Origin of the sequence: Chitinibacter sp. FCG-7 (genome assembly GCF_040047665.1) — a bacterium.
Lineage (GTDB): Bacteria > Pseudomonadota > Gammaproteobacteria > Burkholderiales > Chitinibacteraceae > Chitinibacter > Chitinibacter mangrovi.
In genome coordinates this window covers 3262526-3277172 of sequence record NZ_CP157355.1, presented here as the reverse complement: position 1 = coordinate 3277172, position 14647 = coordinate 3262526, and the positions used below count along the sequence as shown (strand labels likewise).

Below are 14647 nucleotides of genomic sequence, written 5' to 3'. Positions count from 1 at the left end.
GACCAACACACAGATGCATTTTATTCATTTCTCTATTCATTTCTCACTTGCTCAAAGGAGCACTAAGCCATGACCACCGAACAACAAACGGCATTAGGCGACGTAGCCGCACGGCAGCTAGCCATTGCGACCCGCACCGTACCGCAGCTCACCTCGATCACACCGCGCTGGTTGACGCATTTACTCAACTGGGTGCCCGTTGAGGCCGGTATTTACCGCGTCAATAAAGTGAAAGACGCCAGCAGCGTTGAAGTCGATTGTTCTGCACGCGACGAGCGCGTATTGCCCAATACTTTTGTGGATTACATCGAAAACCCACGTGAATATCTGTTATCGGCCGTCAATACCGTGCTCGATGTGCATACCCGCGTATCTGATTTGTATAGCAAGCCGTACAACCAGATTAGCGAGCAGTTGCGCCTGACCATCGAAACAGTCAAAGAGCGTCAAGAAAGCGAGCTGATCAATAATAAAGAATATGGCCTGTTGCACAGCATCGCGCCGAGCCAGCGCATCAAAACGCGCACCGGCGCGCCAACGCCAGATGATCTGGACGAGCTAATTTCCAAAGTGTGGAAAGAACCGGGCTTCTTCCTCTTGCACCCATTGGCAATCGCCGCCTTTGGCCGTGAATGCACGCGCCGTGGGGTACCCCCACCCACTGTATCGCTGTTTGGCTCACAGTTCCTGACTTGGCGCGGTATACCCCTGTTCCCTTCAGACAAACTGCCAATCGAAAACGGCAAATCGAAGATCTTGCTGATTCGCACCGGTGAAAGCCGTCAGGGCGTCGTGGGTCTGTATCAGCCGGATCTGCCAGGTCAGCAAAGCCCGGGCTTGTCGGTGCGCTTTATGGGCATTAACCACAAAGCCATCGCCTCATACCTGGTATCGCTATATTGCTCATTGGCCGTGCTGACCGACGACGCGATTGCGGTGCTCGAAGACGTAGAAATCGGTAAATACCATGAGTACAAGTGAGCTTCTTCCACCCAGCGTGGGCGATCTCAGTGATGTCGGCAATCTGACGCCTTGGCTGGAGCAACTGGCCAATGAGCTGTTCAGCGCTGTGCCGGGGCAAAGCGTGGGGATCAATCAACTGGGCAGTCTGCCACAGGGTGATCGCGCAGGCTTTAATCCAGCCATCGCCTCGGCCACGCCAGCGATTCCGACGCCACCACCACTGAGTGTGCCTGAGCAACGGCTCGATAGCCCGTACAGCAGTGATGCCTTGAATTTGCACGCAAAACAATCGAGCTTGCACAGCAGTGGCGTTAATCCAGCTGATTTCGGCTTGCCCGATGAAGCCCAGCTGCGCCAATTATTGGCACCGCGTTTAAGCACGAGCCCGATTGATTCAACATTGCAGGCCCAGCCGCAAGCTGCGGTGCCGAGCAGCTTCGGCTCGAGTTTTTACTTCCTCGATTACGCCCAGCCTACCAGCCCAGCGGGCATTCAAGTGCCCGGTTTGCATGCGGATCCGTTTCAAGCGGGTCACGGCCAGTCGCAGCAAGGCTTATCCAGTATTGCTCGCCCACCGTTTGACCCGCATCTATTGCGCAAGGATTTTCCAATCTTGCGTGAGCGGGTGAGCGGCGGCAAGCAACTGATCTGGCTCGATAACGCGGCGACAACGCAAAAGCCGCAGGCAGTCATTGATCGGATTAGCTACTTCTACGAGCACGAAAACTCAAACATTCACCGCGCAGCGCACGAGCTGGCTGCGCGCTCGACCGATGCGTATGAAGGCGCGCGCGAATCTGCGCGCAGCTTTTTAAATGCCCGTTCGACGAATGAAATCGTGTTTGTGCGTGGCACGACCGAAGCGATTAATCTGGTCGCCAAATCGTGGGGCGAAGCCAATATCGGCAAGGGCGATGAGATCATCATCAGCTGGCTAGAGCATCACGCCAATATCGTGCCATGGCAGCAACTCGTTGCTAAAACTGGGGCGGTATTGCGGGTGATTCCGGTCAATGACAACGGTGAATTGTTGCTCGACGAATACGCCAAACTGCTCAGCCCTCGCACTAAGCTGGTGTCATTTACCCAGGTATCGAATGCCTTGGGCACGATTACACCCGCCAAGCGGATTATCGAGCTGGCACATAGCGTTGGCGCGAAAGTGTTGCTCGATGGCGCGCAATCAGTGTCACATCTGCGTGCTGATGTACAGGCACTTGATTGCGACTGGTTTGTGTTTTCGGGTCACAAAGTTTTCGGGCCGACCGGCATTGGCGTGCTCTACGGCAAAGAAGCCTTGCTGAACGAAACGCCACCATGGCAAGGCGGCGGCAACATGATTGAAGACGTGACGTTTGAGAACACGCGTTTTCATGCTGCGCCGTTCCGCTTTGAAGCAGGCACCGGCAATATTGCCGATGCGGTCGGTCTGGGTGCTGCGCTCGATTACGTGCAGCGCATCGGCATAGCCAATATCGAAGCCTACGAGCATCAGCTCTTGGTCTATGGCACGCGCTTGCTCAAAGATATTCCGGGCTTGCGTTTGATTGGTACGGCGGCTGAAAAAGCGGGTGTGTTGTCGTTTGTGCTCGATGGCTTTGAGACGATCAAGGTTGGCGCATTGCTGAACAAGGAAGGCATTGCGGTGCGCTCGGGCCATCATTGCGCGCAACCGATCTTGCGCCGTTTCGGATTGGAAGCGACCGTGCGTCCATCGCTGGCGTTTTACAACACTTGCAGCGATCTGGATGCGCTGGCCGCAGCGATTTTGAAAATCAAAAGCGGCAAAAACGCACTCTAAAATCACGTCCTCCGCGCCAGCGGAGGGCGTTTTTCATGGAGCATGAAGATGAGCATGCAACAAGGTCCGGCAGCCACTGACTTTGATGGCTGTTATGCCCCACTGACCAATCGGCAGATCAACGCATTAAAAAATCACTTGGATCGCGAGTCCTTTACCCCGCAAGATGTAGCGGCAATCAGCTACCGGCATCTGCTGCATATCCCGGGTCTGGGAGAAAAAAGCCTGCAATTGATCCGCAGCTGGCTGCAACAATACGGCCTGGATGTACATATCCCCGCCAGCAAAGAGCACAAAATCTCGCGCAGCGATAAACAGCTGGCAAAAGCCAAAGAAATACTAAATAAATACGGATACGCGCTGCTGGCGCCGGAAGAACAGCAGCATCACTAGCAACAAACAGGGCGATAACAAGAACAACAACACTGCCTTAGCCGATTTTAAAACCAGAGGTATATCTATGAAAATCAATCTAACTCTTGCCTTGATCGGCATACTACTTAGCGGTATATCACACGGCAAAGCTTTGACCGTGTGCACTGAAGCCAGCCCCGATGGTTTTGACGTGGTGCAATACAATTCACTGACCAATACCAACGCGGCGGCCGACACCATTTTCAACCGGCTGCTTGAATACGATGCCAGCAGCGGCAAGCTGGTACCCAGCTTGGCGCAACAATGGCAAGTGAGCGCAGATGGCCTGCAATACACTTTCAAGCTGCGAGCAAAGGTGGCGTTTCAACGCACCGATTATTTCCAGCCTACCCGGGCGCTGAATGCCGACGATGTTATTTTCAGCTTCCAGCGCATGCTCGACCCCAATCACCCCTGGCATGCCAGCGCCCCCAACGGCTACCCGCACGCCCAATCATTTGGGCTAGGCAAGCTGGTTAAAGACATCCGCAGAATCGACGATTTAACCGTGCAATTTACTTTGCAGCAGGCCGACGCCACTTTCTTGCCATTGCTGAGCATGGGGTTTGCATCGATTTACTCAGCGCAATACGCCGCCCAGCTACTGGCCACAAATCAGCAAAATGCATTCACCAGCAAACCGATTGGCACCGGCCCATTTGCATTGCGCAGCTTTCAGAAAGACGCCGTAATCCGCTTTGATGCCCACCCACAGTATTTTGGCGGCAAGCCCAAATCGGATAAATTAATCTACGCCATCACCCCGGATCCAGTGGTGCGGGTGCAAAAAGTCAAAGCAGGCGAATGCCAGATTGCGCTCGGCCCCAAACCACAGGAAATCACCGCCGCACAGCAGGATAAAAACCTCAAAGTACTGAGCACACCGATGTTTGCCACCGCTTTTGTCGCACTCAATACGCAGCACAAACCGCTCGATCAAGTCGAAGTGCGGCAAGCGCTCAAACTCGCTTTCGACCAGAAAACCTATCTAAATCAAGTTTTCCAGGGTACCGCTACCGCGGCCAATAGCCCGCTGCCACCTGCAACGTGGAGCTATCTGGGCGACAAGGACACCAGCTACAACCCGGGCAAAGCCAAAGCGCTGCTGGCCAAAGCAGGCTTTCCCAATGGCTTTGACACCACAATCTGGATTCGTCCGGCTGGCAGCACACTGAACCCGAATCCACGGCTGGGTGGCGAATTGCTGCAAGCCGATCTAGCCAAAATCGGCGTTCGTGCTGAGCTGAAAACCATAGAATGGGGCGAGCTGATCAAACGCGCCAAAGCGGGCGAGCATGATATTTTGTTTATGGGCTGGAGCGGTGACAATGGCGACCCGGATAATTTCCTGACGCCGCAATTTGCCTGCGCTTCGCTTGAATCGGGACTCAATTTCGCCCGTTACTGCCAGCCGCAGCTCGATGCTCTGATCAAGAAAGGCCGCACCACAGCCAATATCAGCGAGCGCAGCAAGCAATATCAGGCCGCGCAAAAAATCATCGCGCAGCAAGCATTATGGATACCGCTGGCGCACCCGCTGATTTCGGTGATTACCACGCCCAAAGTCACAGGCTATATCGTCAATCCCTTCGGGCGGCAAAACTGGCTGAACGTGCGCAGCCAATAAGCAACCGAGCCAGCACCAGCGCGCTGATAGCCCCATGGCAGGGTTTGCATGAGGGCTAGTTGAGCGCGCTGTTTTCTTTGAGTGCTTGCGCCATAAAATCGACGAAGGCGCGGATTTTGGCCGAACCATGCCGTCCTTCGCGATGAACGATGTGAATCGGCAATGGTTTGGCTTCAAACTCACCCAGCACCGTCTTTAATTCGCCACGCTGCAAATACTCCGCCACCTGATACGACATCAGCCGCGTAATCCCCGCACCATGGCGCACCGCCGAAATTGCACCATCATTGCTGGTCACGGTAATGCGGGGTTTGATGCGCACGGCTTTGCTGTGCTCATCGTCGCCAAACTTCCACTCAATCGTCGGACTAATGCCGCTGGCGGCAACGATCTGGTGCTTGAGCAAATCTTGCGGCGTTTGCGGGATGCCATATTGCGCCAGATAGTCGGGCGAGGCGCACAGCACGCGGCGCACCTGCCCTACCCGTATTGCCCGCATGGTGCTATCGGGCAAGGCGCCGATGCGGATACCCACGTCCACGCCTTCTTCCAGCATATTCACCACCCGGTCGAGAAACATCGCCGATACATCGACATCCGGGTAGCGTTGCAAAAATTTCACCACCTGCGGCATGACATACAGCTGGCCAAATAACACCGGCGCGGTGATGGTGAGATGCCCGCGCGGCTCGGCGTTAATCCCGGCGGCCACTTCGTCGGCTTCCTGTACCTCGGCCAGAATGCGCCGTGCATCGTCCAGATAGCGCTGCCCTGCATCAGTCACGCGCACATAGCGCGTGGTACGGTTCAGTAACTTCACGCCCAATGCTTCTTCCAGCGCGGCCACGGCGCGCGTCACCGCTGGCGGCGACATCGCCAGCTTGCGCGCCGCAGCGGCAAAGCTCTCCGTTTCCGCTACCGCCACATACACGCTCATCTGATGAAATCGATCCATAGTTTATTCCATTTTTAGCAACAATCTATTGTCTGGCATATAGATTCTTCTTTCAAGTGGAGATCGGCACAATGCACTCATTCGCTCAATACCGAGCGAAACAACTTAACCCAACGAAGGAAAACACCATGAGCCGCATTAACGTCATCACTACTGAAACTGCCACCGCCGAACAACAAGCCTTGTTTGACGCGATCCACGCCCAGCTCGGTATCGTACCGAATTTCTTGAAAGTGTTTGCCAACTCGCCCGCCGCACTGCGCGCCTTCCTCGGCCTGCACGGTATTGCCAAAGAAGGCAGCTTGGATCTGCAAACCCGCGAGCGCATCGCCCTAGCGCTGGCGCAGCAAAACTCCTGCGAATACTGCTTGTCGGCGCATACCGCGATTGGTAAAGGCGCAGGCCTGAATGGCGATGAAATCGCCGCCAACCGCGCCGGTAGCAGCCAAGACGCCAAAGCCGCCATCGCCGTAAAACTGGCGCGCTCGCTGGCCGAACACAAAGGCGAAATCACCACCGCCGAGCTAATCGAAGCGCGCAACGCCGGTTTTAGCGATGCCGACATCGTCGAGATCATCACGCATGTCGGCATGAATTTGCTGACCAATATCCTGGGCAAAGCCAGCCGCGTGGAAATCGACTTCCCGAAAGTGACTTTGGCTTAAAAGTTTGCTGCACCCCGTGGTACCCACACTCACTACTTCATATTGAAAAGGAATATCCCATGTTGAACCTTCGCAAAACCCTGATCGCCGCTACTTTGATGTCGGGCTTCGCCTTCCTTGCCGCCGTGCCAAGCACCGCCATGGCCTACGACGAAAACTCAACCGCCGCGATCAATGTCGATGAACAAGGCGTTGGCTTAAAAGGTTTTGACCCGGTAGCGTACTTCACCGTAAAAGCGCCGACTTTGGGTAATGCGGCCTACAGCGCCAGCTATGACGGTGTGACTTACCACTTTGCTTCGAAAGCCAACCGCGACAAATTTACTGCTAACCCAGCTCGTTTTGCGCCGCAATTCGGTGGCTTCTGCGCAATGGGTGTGGCGCTGGATAAAAAGCTCGATGGTGATCCGCAAGCGTGGAAAGTAGTCGATGGCAAGCTGTACCTGAACGTGAATAAAGAAGTTCAGAAAAAATGGCTGGAAGACGTAGCGGGCAATCTGAAGAAAGCCAATATGGAATGGCCAAGCATCAAAGATAAAGCGCCGAAAGATTTGTAATAGCCTCTTGGGTATATCGCTAGTGATTCGATACTAATTGTTGTAGAGCGATATACCCATCAAATTTTAATGTATTGGGCCGTGCCGTAGCAGAGCGTGCTTGGCCACGATCAAGGAAGCAACAATGGCAACCATTACCATGTACAGCACCCGCACTTGCCCATTTTGCGTGCAAGCCGAAAACCTGCTGGCGCGCAAAGGTCTGGCGGTGAACAAGATTCTGGTCGATCAAAACCCGGATGAATTTGCCACGATGATCGCGCGCAGCGCGCGCCGCTCGGTGCCGCAGATTTTTATTGGCGAGCGTCATGTAGGCGGTTTTACCGATTTGCTCGCGCTGGAGCAAGCCGGCCAGTTGCCACAGTGGCTGGCTGATGCGGAGGATTAAAGCATGTGCGAGCAGCCGACGGCCTTTGGCATTCATAAATTGATTTCGGCGTATGCAATGGCCGAAACGGTCGAGCGTTTACGCGCTGCGATCATCAGTAAAGGGGTAACGCTATTTACCCAGATTGATCACCAAGCGCTGGCGCACAGCCAGCAATTGGAATTACCGCCAACGCAATTGCTGATTTTTGGTCATCCCAAACTAGGCACCGTGCTGATGAATTCAGCCATCAGCACCGGCCTGGATTTACCGCTGAAAGTATTGGTGACGCAAGCGTGTGATGATCAGGTCTGGGTCTACTTTAATCAGCCCGATTATCTGCAATTGCGGCATGGCTTGGCAGCGGAATTGCTCGTCCCAGTGCAGGCGCTGCAGCAGGCACTGGCCGACAGCATTAACGCGATTTAAACCCTAGGAGTACACCATGGATAGCAAACATCTGATTCTTGCCAGCGCGATGACCGCCGTACTCGCACTGGCAGCCCAACCGAGCTTGGCAGCCGATCCAAGCAAAGAAAAGTGCTTTGGTGTGGCCAAAGCGGGTGGTAACGACTGCGCGGCCAACGGGCATTCGTGCGCGGGCATGGCCAAAGCCGACCGCGATGGCAAAGAGTGGAAACTGGTCGCCAAGGGTACTTGCCTGAATTTGCAAGGCTCACTTAGCCCACGCTAGTTTTTCCAATTGCTATTGATCTTCATCTCCGTTCTTGCCCCTTTGCTGACCCGAAGGGGATTTTTTTGTCCGGTTAGTCAGAATATTGGTCGATGACCGACTAATCTGTAAAACGCCATTAGGAAACCACCATGTTAGCTAAGTCACTCTTATCCCGCCTTGCGGCGGCCAATCTGTTCAACCCGATCGCACCACTGACCGATCTCTTGCTGCGCCTATACATCGCGAAAATCTTTTTTATGTCGGGCCTCACCAAATTCGCCGATTGGGAAACCACGGTGATGCTGTTTACCGACGAATACCGAGTGCCGCTGCTCTCGCCCCAGCTTGCCGCCTTCGGCGGTACGGTGGGCGAGCTGGTCTTGCCGGTGTTGCTGGTATTGGGCGTGTTCACCCGCTTCTCGGCACTTGGGCTGTTTGTACTTAATCTGGTTGCAGTGGCTTCCTACTACCATGTGCTCAAAGATATTCCGCCCGCACTGCAGGACCATCTGGAATGGGGCTTGATGTTGCTGGTGCTGATTGCCATCCCTGTGCAGCGCTGGGCGCTGGATCGTCTGTGGTTTCGCCCATCTCAAACTAACTAAACAGATTTAAAAGGAGCGGTAATGAAAAATTTCTGGCAGGCTTTTTTGTATAGTGTTTTGCTCTGTACCAGTGCCATTGCCGCCCCGACGCTACAGGGACGCGACGTCATCAGTGCCAAAAGCATCAATCTGGCGCAGCTGCGCGGCAAAGATCAAACCGTGCTGCTGGTGTTTTTTAAAGCTGGCTGCAATACCTGCGTGTACAACTTCAAGCTGATCCGCGAGTTTTACAAAGCCAATAAAACCAGCCGCTTTAATGTGATTGGCGTCGGGCTCGATAGTAAACCCGAGCTATTTCGCAGCTATGCCGAGCTGGTGCGCGCCACCACACCCAAGGATGAGCAATTTCCACTACTGTGGCGGTTTGACGGCGCACAGCAGGATAACTTTGGCGAGATGAATAGCGATTCCACTGTATTCGTGATCGGCAAAACCGGCGAAATCACCCTCAAACGCGAAGGCATAATCCAGGATGCCGACTGGGACGACATCTGGACGGCACTGCAAAATCAATAGGCACAATGGCAATGCAGTGAATGGGCGAGCGGCAATTCTAGCCAGCAGCATAATTGGCATGGGTATATACGCAAAAGCCAATGCCATATTGCATTACACGGCAATACTACCTAGGGCATTTGCGACATAGTCAAAAGCAGCTAAGCAGCGGGGGTACTGATGCACTTGCCGTGCGACTAGAGCACGGGCGCGGCTTGCAGTTGCTCCCAAGTCTGGATCATCAGCTTTTTCCCCAAGCCCCAGCGATACCCACCCAGCGCCCCGCTTTGCTGGATCACCCGATGACAGGGAATCAGCAGTGCCACCGGATTGGCACCAATGGCATTGCCCACCGCCCGCGCCGCGCTGGGCCGCCCCACGTACCGCTGCGATCTGCCCGTAGCTCGTCAACGCCGCGGGCGGGATATTGAGTAAAGCACGCCACACCGCCAGCTGAAAATTAGTGCCAGCCACATGCAGCGACACCGGTCCCGCCGCGGCGGCGTCTGCCGAGCCAAACATTGCGGCCACTGCGGGCGCTGTGGCGGCCGGGTTTTCGCGTATGCTGCTCAGCGGCCAAGCTTGCTGCAGCTCGGCCAGCAAAGTGGCGGGGGAATGAAAATCCAGCAGCTCGGCACGGCACACCCCGCGCGGGGTTTGCGCCAGCCACAGCGGCCCCACCGGCGTGGGGTGCAGGCCATATTCGATCATCAGCCCCGCGCCGCGGCTTTTGTATTCGCCGGGCGTCACCGCGGCCAGCTGCACAAAATGATCATGCAGGCGCGAGCCGCCACTGAGCCCCAGCGCATGCGCCGTCTCCAGCACCGAGGCCGATTGATCGAGCAGCGCTTTGCCCCGCTCCAGCGTCAGCGCCTGTAAAAACCGCTTGGGCGTGGTGCCGGCCCAGCGGCAAAACAAGCGCTGAAAATGAAACGGGCTCAGGTGCACCGCGCTAGCTACGGCGGCGAGGCTAGGCTGCTCGTGCGCATGCGCGGCTAAATACTGCATGGCCTGCGCCACGCGCTGGAAATCCGACATTTGCTCCCCCTTACACCCGCTGAATCGACACACCACCATCCACCAGCATGGCCGTGCCGGTGGTAAAGCTTGCCTCATCCGAGGCCAAATACAAAGCCGAACGGGCAATTTCGGTACCGGCGTAGCCATGCGTTTGAGCGCATGCAGCTGCTGCACCAGCGCGATGGCTTCAGGCGTATTGGCAAATTCGCGCCCAGCCGGCGTATCGGTGCCGCCGGGGAGTAGCGCATTCACCCGAATCTGCTGCGCGCCATATTCGCTGGCCAAGACTTGCGTCAGGCCAATCAGCCCGGCTTTGCTGGCAGCATAGGCGGCCATGCCCGGCATACCGGCGGTGTGGCCAACAAAAGTGGAAGTAAAAATCAGCGAACCGCCCTGCCGCGCCGCCATCGCTGGCAGCTGATGTTTGGCGGCCAGAAAGGCGCTGGTGAGATTGGTGGTCAGCACCTGATTCCAATCGGCCAGGCTTAGCTGCGATACCGGGCCCATTTCACCCAAGATACCGGCATTGTTAAAAGCAATATCCAGCCCGCCATATTCATCCACCGCGCGCGCCACCAGCGCCTGCGCAAAAGCTTCATCCCCCACATCGCCCGTCAGCGCGCTCGCCCGGCCACCTGCCGCCTGAATCTGCGCCACCAAATCTTGCAAGGCCGCACCCCGCCGCGCCGCCACCACTACCGCCGCCCCTTCGTGGGCAAACAGCTCGTACCGTGGCATAGCCAATGCCGCTACTCGCCCCGGTGATGATCGCCACTTTATTTGCTAAACGCCCCATTGTGCTTCCCCTGATCAGATGATGCTCGGGCTCATGCCCAAGCTGGCTTCATCCTACGGCGCAGCACTCGCTGCGCCGACCCGAATCTTGCGCAATTGCGATGTAATGGTTTGGGGCATGATCACTGGCAACAGCCATATGGGGTATATGGCTAAAGTCATTACTGAATAACAGCTAGGCTGCTATACCCCTAGGGTAATAAATTAGCAAAACGCAGGATCGCCTGTGCAATCCAACTGAAATGACGCTGATCTTTCTCAAGCTGTATGATTGGTGTTTTATTCAAAACGCATTCCATCTGCCATCGCAGCGCAATGCGGCTGCGTGAGTCGGATGATTTGAGTATTTCCGGATCTGATGTCTGCGCCCACGCGCGCTCGGCCTTATCCTCTGAATTGGGAGCACATCCGCTTGCATAGCAAATTACGTCGTCGACTATGGCTGGCCTGCGCCTGCGCAGTTTTACTAATACTAGCGTTACTGCTCTTGGCGCAGCGCCATGAGCTCAAAGCGCAGCAGCAAGTCGAGCTCAGCTTTCGCCACCAGCAAAACCAGCTCGCTGGCACATTATTATTGCCAGCAGGCAGCGGGCCTTTTCCGGTGGTGCTGCTGGTGCATGGCGATGGGCCGCAAACCCGCGGGCTAGACCGCTACACGCAGATCATCAACGCGTTTTTGGCGGCGGGAATCGCGTGTTTTAGCTGGGATAAACCAGGCACCGGCCAATCCACTGGCGATTGGCTACAGCAATCGATGGCCGATCGAGCGCAAGAAACGCAGGCCGCCATGCAGATGTTGGCCCAGCGCAAAGACATTCAGCCGCACCACATTGGCGTGCTGGGGTTTTCCCAAGCCGGCTGGGTCTTGCCCATCGTCGGCACGCAGCAACCTGCCCCCGCCTATCTGATCACCGTTGGCGCGGCGCTCGACTGGCAGGCGCAGGGGGCGTATTTCACCCAGCAACGCCTGCGCCGCGCGGGCCTTAGCGCGCCGGCCATGGCGCAAGCGCTGCAATGGCAACACGCCGCGCCCCAACCCTCGCTCTCGCTCAGCTTTGCCGACTATCGCCAGCAATATCAGGCCTACCTCGCCCAACACCCCGCTCCTGTTGGGGCAAATACCGAGCCACTGAGCGCCGCGCGCTATCATTTCATCGCGCTCAATATCAATGCCAACAGCAGCCAGCAGTTGGCCAGCCTGCAAACGCCATTACTCGCGATTTGGGGTCAAGACGATTTGAATGTGGATGCCAAAGCAAACGCGCAGGCCTTTGCCGCCCTACTCAATACCAAAGCCCATCCACAGCATCGAGTCGCCATCATACCGCAGGCCGATCACACCATGCTGGATTCGGCCACCTACAGCATGCAATTACCCAGCGAGTGGACTTGGTGGATGACGCTGCGCTATTTCATCGCCGCCGAAGATGCCTTCGCCCCGGAGTTTTTACCCCAGATTGTAGAGTGGGCTAAGCAGCATTCGGACTAATCGGTTAGAGTTGGCGGCAGGGTCAGCCTTGTAGGGTGTGCCGAGCGTACGCGGGACCGCATAATGGTGCGCATCGCTTCGCGTTTCAAACCCTACGACAGCTTTCTGCATTGGGCCATATACCGCTCCCATCTTTCAACTCCCACCGAGTTCGCCATGTCACAAGCCCTACACCTGATCGCCATCTCCGGCAGCTTGCGCGCTGCGTCGTGTAATACGGCTTTGCTGCGCGCGGTGCAGGCGTTAGCACCGCACGAGATTCAGGTCACGCTGTTTGAGCACCTTGCCCAAGTGTCGCCGTTTAATCCCGATCTCGACCTCGAAACCGTGCCGCTGTTGGCGGACTTACGCGACCAGATTATCGCTGCCGATGGTGTGCTGATCGCCAGCCCCGAGTACGCGCATGGCGTTAGTGGGGTGATGAAAAATCTGCTCGATTGGTTGGTTAATACCCCCGCGTTTGTGAATAAACCCGTCGCAACACTCAATGCCTCGCCCCGTGCGCACCATGCTTTTGATGCTTTGAAAGAAACGCTAACGATGATGTCGGCGCAGTGGATTGAGGCGGCGTCGATTACTGTGCCGATCGTTGGCGCTACGACGACGACCGAGGCGATTTTGCGAAATCCACAGCTATGCGCCGACTTGCGCGCGGCGCTGGCGGTGTTTGCCGAAATACAGTGTGAAGTGGCAATCTGAAGTGATTGTTTAGCACTGATACATAGTTAGGTATATAGCTATAAGCCAAGCAATTTAATACTTAAATCAATATACCTATGCTTCTATGGCAATATTCTCAATGCGTATTGATAGGTTTTAGCGCCTTCGGTGCGGTGTTTTACGGTCGAAATCCGCGACGGGGACTCAAGCCCTAAATTCACCGACGAGGTTGGGATCAATACGGATTCAGAACATTGCCGTTTTTGTCCCGAGGTCGAGTAGCTAGAGATCAGGTACGGGCACACTCAATTGCATTAAATGCAATAATCAATTGTATTTTGTGGCGATTCTTCTTTTTGGTGTGCGCAAGCACAATAGCGTCATTGATCTGAATGGCTATTGTGATGACGCTACATACTTTAAATCTTACCCCGCACGGCCTTGGTGAGCGCGTGATGCCTTTGGCGCCTACGCTGACTTTACCCAATGGCCAGCGCTGGATTGCGCAACATTATTTGTGCTATCAGCACACGGTTCAGAGCGTGTCGATACTGCTCGCGCAGATCGATTTTGACGCGCATACGCCGCTGTTTGCTGGGCAAGATGCGAACGGCATGTATTTGCAAGTGGGCCTGATCGGCCGCGAGAATTATGATCGCAGCAATGCCCTGCGTCCGCATAAGCTGGTGTACGGCAGAAAATGGCGGATTGACGCCGATACCCCAACATCAGAAATTATCCAAACCGCTTTTCTGGCGATCAAAAAAGCGCGGGAACACGAAGTGCGCGAATTGCTAACGGTGCGCAGCGGCGATGGCAAAACCAGCGCAGCGTTCAGTAATCATCATGATTTGCCTTTACTGGCGCAGCAGCGGAATGCTTTGCAGGCCTCGGCTCGCCCAATCACTCCATTGGATTTGGCGAGCGCAGTTCGGGCTGAGCTGTCCCCGCTGCGCTTTGCGCAACGGGCGATCGAGCTGGTGCAGCTGCACGAGCTGGCGGGAGAGCGCGTACTGATCGATCTACAATTGGGCGCTGCGCCGCTAGCGCGTCAGCTGGAGGGCGATTTTCCCGAATTTGAAAAGCTGCAACTTAGTGTATTGCTGTCTGTCGCACGCTTGCACGAGTTGCCCTATGCGCTGATGGATGCGCTGATTGCGCATAGTGATCGCCATGTGGATGAGACTTTCCGTTTTCGCGGCTTTGCGCGCTTTAGCCGCAGCAATCAAATTCAGGCTGTTGCCCATTTATCGCTACAAACGCGCGCCTACGCCCATGATCTGGCCGATGTGCAGTTCGAGCAGATTTTCCGTGCCAATAATTACGAAGTTGATGCCAGCCGCGCACCGGTATTGGGGGAGGGCGAGCTAGGGCGTAAAAATCGCCAATTAATCAATCAATATGAAAATTTGCTCGGCCATTTGCCGCAGGGGTATGAGCAAGCGCACGAAACGAAAACAGCTTAAGCTGCGACGTACAATCGGGCTGGGCGTGGCATCGCAGTTTTCGTGGTGATGAAGGATAATTTCATGGGTATATTGCTATAGAGCTTTAAACG

At 55.5% G+C, this 14647-nt stretch carries 17 protein-coding genes; 15 read left to right on the top strand and 2 right to left on the bottom strand.

From position 1 onward, the window contains the following. Positions 1 to 69 precede the first annotated feature (69 nt). From ABHF33_RS15460 to ABHF33_RS15445, 4 genes are all read left to right on the top strand, one after another. A complete protein-coding gene (locus tag ABHF33_RS15460; protein ID WP_348944788.1) occupies positions 70 to 981 on the top strand; it encodes a family 2A encapsulin nanocompartment shell protein in 912 nt (303 codons plus the stop codon). Then, on the top strand, positions 968 to 2764 hold the full coding sequence (locus ABHF33_RS15455) for a family 2A encapsulin nanocompartment cargo protein cysteine desulfurase (protein WP_348944787.1): 1797 nt from the start codon (positions 968 to 970) through the stop codon (positions 2762 to 2764). The genes ABHF33_RS15460 and ABHF33_RS15455 overlap by 14 nt, the downstream gene beginning before the upstream one ends. Positions 2765 to 2812: 48 nt before the next feature. After that, a complete protein-coding gene (locus ABHF33_RS15450) occupies positions 2813 to 3157 on the top strand; it encodes a hypothetical protein (RefSeq protein WP_348944786.1) in 345 nt (114 codons plus the stop codon). Between the two features lie 67 nt (positions 3158 to 3224). Then, on the top strand, positions 3225 to 4805 hold the full coding sequence (locus tag ABHF33_RS15445) for an ABC transporter substrate-binding protein (protein ID WP_348944785.1): 1581 nt from the start codon (positions 3225 to 3227) through the stop codon (positions 4803 to 4805). A 55-nt stretch (positions 4806 to 4860) separates the two neighbouring features. Here the strand turns inward: ABHF33_RS15445 and ABHF33_RS15440 are convergent, their stop codons facing one another. Beyond that, positions 4861 to 5760 carry a LysR family transcriptional regulator gene (locus ABHF33_RS15440; protein ID WP_348944784.1) on the bottom strand — a complete coding sequence of 300 codons (900 nt, stop codon included), beginning with the start codon at positions 5758 to 5760 and terminating at the stop codon, positions 4861 to 4863. 128 nt (positions 5761 to 5888) lie between these two features. Here ABHF33_RS15440 and ABHF33_RS15435 point away from each other — a divergent pair, with 128 nt between their 5' ends. From ABHF33_RS15435 to ABHF33_RS15405, 7 genes are all read left to right on the top strand, one after another. Beyond that, the gene (locus tag ABHF33_RS15435; RefSeq protein WP_348944783.1) at positions 5889 to 6425 is read left to right on the top strand and encodes a carboxymuconolactone decarboxylase family protein; all 537 of its coding nucleotides are present in this window, start codon (positions 5889 to 5891) and stop codon (positions 6423 to 6425) included. A 59-nt stretch (positions 6426 to 6484) separates the two neighbouring features. After that, positions 6485 to 6982, top strand: a complete 498-nt coding sequence (locus ABHF33_RS15430; protein ID WP_348944782.1) for a YHS domain-containing (seleno)protein — start codon at positions 6485 to 6487, stop codon at positions 6980 to 6982. A 124-nt stretch (positions 6983 to 7106) separates the two neighbouring features. Beyond that, positions 7107 to 7370 (top strand): glutaredoxin 3, encoded by a 264-nt coding sequence (gene grxC / locus ABHF33_RS15425; RefSeq protein ID WP_348944781.1) that lies wholly within the window; start codon positions 7107 to 7109, stop codon positions 7368 to 7370. A 3-nt stretch (positions 7371 to 7373) separates the two neighbouring features. Beyond that, a complete protein-coding gene (locus ABHF33_RS15420; protein ID WP_348944780.1) occupies positions 7374 to 7778 on the top strand; it encodes a DUF302 domain-containing protein in 405 nt (134 codons plus the stop codon). Positions 7779 to 7794: 16 nt separating this feature from the next. Next, the gene (locus tag ABHF33_RS15415) at positions 7795 to 8043 is read left to right on the top strand and encodes a BufA1 family periplasmic bufferin-type metallophore (RefSeq protein WP_348944779.1); all 249 of its coding nucleotides are present in this window, start codon (positions 7795 to 7797) and stop codon (positions 8041 to 8043) included. A gap of 131 nt (positions 8044 to 8174) precedes the next feature. Beyond that, positions 8175 to 8630: a DoxX family protein gene (locus ABHF33_RS15410; protein WP_348944778.1), complete on the top strand. Its 456-nt coding sequence runs from the start codon at positions 8175 to 8177 to the stop codon at positions 8628 to 8630. 21 nt (positions 8631 to 8651) lie between these two features. After that, positions 8652 to 9146, top strand: coding sequence for a peroxiredoxin family protein (locus ABHF33_RS15405; RefSeq protein ID WP_348944777.1), 495 nt, complete (start codon positions 8652 to 8654; stop codon positions 9144 to 9146). Between the two features lie 93 nt (positions 9147 to 9239). Here ABHF33_RS15405 and ABHF33_RS17050 read toward each other — a convergent pair whose 3' ends face one another. After that, a complete protein-coding gene (locus ABHF33_RS17050; RefSeq protein ID WP_432803941.1) occupies positions 9240 to 10883 on the bottom strand; it encodes an SDR family oxidoreductase in 1644 nt (547 codons plus the stop codon). Positions 10884 to 10959: 76 nt separating this feature from the next. Between ABHF33_RS17050 and ABHF33_RS15390 the strand changes: the two genes are divergently transcribed. The 4 genes from ABHF33_RS15390 to ABHF33_RS15375 all read left to right on the top strand — a co-directional run bounded on the left by ABHF33_RS15390 (position 10960) and on the right by ABHF33_RS15375 (position 14555). Further along, entirely contained in the window at positions 10960 to 11112 is a 153-nt protein-coding gene (locus tag ABHF33_RS15390; protein ID WP_348944776.1) for a hypothetical protein, read from the top strand. Positions 11113 to 11352: 240 nt separating this feature from the next. Then, on the top strand, positions 11353 to 12429 hold the full coding sequence (locus ABHF33_RS15385) for an alpha/beta hydrolase family protein (RefSeq protein WP_348944775.1): 1077 nt from the start codon (positions 11353 to 11355) through the stop codon (positions 12427 to 12429). 156 nt (positions 12430 to 12585) lie between these two features. Then, on the top strand, positions 12586 to 13128 hold the full coding sequence (locus ABHF33_RS15380) for an NADPH-dependent FMN reductase (protein WP_348944774.1): 543 nt from the start codon (positions 12586 to 12588) through the stop codon (positions 13126 to 13128). A 365-nt stretch (positions 13129 to 13493) separates the two neighbouring features. Beyond that, the gene (locus tag ABHF33_RS15375; RefSeq protein WP_348944773.1) at positions 13494 to 14555 is read left to right on the top strand and encodes a hypothetical protein; all 1062 of its coding nucleotides are present in this window, start codon (positions 13494 to 13496) and stop codon (positions 14553 to 14555) included. The last annotated feature ends 92 nt before the right edge of the window (positions 14556 to 14647 follow it).

What these genes read in the sequence shown, in the direction of transcription:
- ABHF33_RS15405 (WP_348944777.1), top strand. Translation starts at nt 8,652, where the DNA reads ATGAAAAATTTCTGGCAGGCTTTTTTGTATAGTGTTTTGCTCTGTACC.
- ABHF33_RS15450 (WP_348944786.1), top strand. Translation starts at nt 2,813, where the DNA reads ATGAGCATGCAACAAGGTCCGGCAGCCACTGACTTTGATGGCTGTTAT.
- ABHF33_RS15455 (WP_348944787.1), top strand. Translation starts at nt 968, where the DNA reads ATGAGTACAAGTGAGCTTCTTCCACCCAGCGTGGGCGATCTCAGTGAT.
- ABHF33_RS15380 (WP_348944774.1), top strand. Translation starts at nt 12,586, where the DNA reads ATGTCACAAGCCCTACACCTGATCGCCATCTCCGGCAGCTTGCGCGCT.
- ABHF33_RS15460 (WP_348944788.1), top strand. Translation starts at nt 70, where the DNA reads ATGACCACCGAACAACAAACGGCATTAGGCGACGTAGCCGCACGGCAG.
- ABHF33_RS15390 (WP_348944776.1), top strand. Translation starts at nt 10,960, where the DNA reads ATGATGCTCGGGCTCATGCCCAAGCTGGCTTCATCCTACGGCGCAGCA.
- ABHF33_RS15375 (WP_348944773.1), top strand. Translation starts at nt 13,494, where the DNA reads ATGACGCTACATACTTTAAATCTTACCCCGCACGGCCTTGGTGAGCGC.
- ABHF33_RS15430 (WP_348944782.1), top strand. Translation starts at nt 6,485, where the DNA reads ATGTTGAACCTTCGCAAAACCCTGATCGCCGCTACTTTGATGTCGGGC.
- ABHF33_RS15435 (WP_348944783.1), top strand. Translation starts at nt 5,889, where the DNA reads ATGAGCCGCATTAACGTCATCACTACTGAAACTGCCACCGCCGAACAA.
- ABHF33_RS15445 (WP_348944785.1), top strand. Translation starts at nt 3,225, where the DNA reads ATGAAAATCAATCTAACTCTTGCCTTGATCGGCATACTACTTAGCGGT.
- ABHF33_RS15410 (WP_348944778.1), top strand. Translation starts at nt 8,175, where the DNA reads ATGTTAGCTAAGTCACTCTTATCCCGCCTTGCGGCGGCCAATCTGTTC.
- ABHF33_RS15415 (WP_348944779.1), top strand. Translation starts at nt 7,795, where the DNA reads ATGGATAGCAAACATCTGATTCTTGCCAGCGCGATGACCGCCGTACTC.
- ABHF33_RS15440 (WP_348944784.1), bottom strand. Translation starts at nt 5,760, where the DNA reads ATGGATCGATTTCATCAGATGAGCGTGTATGTGGCGGTAGCGGAAACG.
- ABHF33_RS15420 (WP_348944780.1), top strand. Translation starts at nt 7,374, where the DNA reads ATGTGCGAGCAGCCGACGGCCTTTGGCATTCATAAATTGATTTCGGCG.
- ABHF33_RS17050 (WP_432803941.1), bottom strand. Translation starts at nt 10,883, where the DNA reads ATGCCACGGTACGAGCTGTTTGCCCACGAAGGGGCGGCGGTAGTGGTG.
- grxC (WP_348944781.1), top strand. Translation starts at nt 7,107, where the DNA reads ATGGCAACCATTACCATGTACAGCACCCGCACTTGCCCATTTTGCGTG.